Source organism: Bacteroides sp. ET489 (assembly GCF_030518095.1).
GTDB lineage: Bacteria > Bacteroidota > Bacteroidia > Bacteroidales > Bacteroidaceae > Bacteroides > Bacteroides ndongoniae.
This window is the reverse complement of sequence record NZ_JAULLJ010000127.1, coordinates 1-639: the sequence shown is the minus strand read 5'-3', so window position 1 is coordinate 639 and position 639 is coordinate 1. Positions and strand designations below refer to the sequence as shown.

Here is a 639-nt window from a genome sequence, read left to right as displayed (position 1 = left end):
TGCAACAGACATGTACATGATTTCCTGACCAGTAACAGAATAGCGGAGCCTGCCGGATTTGAATATCAGGGATTCAGAATGTTCCGCTTCAATCCTGACAGGTTGAAGGAACTCGCACCCGAACAGTTCAAGACAATCAGCGCCAAACTGCCACCACAGGATGACATGATAAAGGACATCATCTATCAGGAAAGACGTTTCCCTTTGAGAACTGTTCAAGACATTCACGGAATATATCTTGTTTCAAGCAAGGAACTGGAAGAATCTCTGATTGAAGGAGTACGGAACCTGGATGCTGCGGCAAATGAACTACTGGATGGCATCTGCCTGTTCTGCTCCACACAGGAACTGCGCTATCTTACGGATGCAGAACTGATAGAAACAATCTACGCACAATAAAAAGGAGGAACAAATATGAAAACCGGAGACATTGTATTTCTGAGACGTCCCTATAAGGGATACCGTGCCGTCGAACTGATGGAAAGACTGGAATGCCGCTGGCTGGTCAGGATTGTCGAGAGCGGTCTTGAACTGGAGGTATATGAAGATGAACTTATATCAGAATTTTAATACGGATAAAGTGTTATGAAAAAATATCAGTTTGCATTCCATTCGGAAATAATCGGCTATACCTCTCCC

General features: G+C 44.0%; 1 protein-coding gene and 1 pseudogene. Both read left to right on the top strand.

Annotated elements, in window-relative coordinates; translation table 11 throughout:
- A pseudogene (locus tag Q3C19_RS18335) lies at positions 1-399 on the top strand (hypothetical protein); the annotation flags it as partial.
- A gap of 15 nt (positions 400-414) precedes the next feature.
- The gene (locus Q3C19_RS18330; protein ID WP_004326287.1) at positions 415-570 is read left to right on the top strand and encodes a hypothetical protein; all 156 of its coding nucleotides are present in this window, start codon (positions 415-417) and stop codon (positions 568-570) included.
- The last annotated feature ends 69 nt before the right edge of the window (positions 571-639 follow it).

What these genes read in the sequence shown, in the direction of transcription:
- Q3C19_RS18330 (WP_004326287.1), top strand. Translation starts at nt 415, where the DNA reads ATGAAAACCGGAGACATTGTATTTCTGAGACGTCCCTATAAGGGATAC.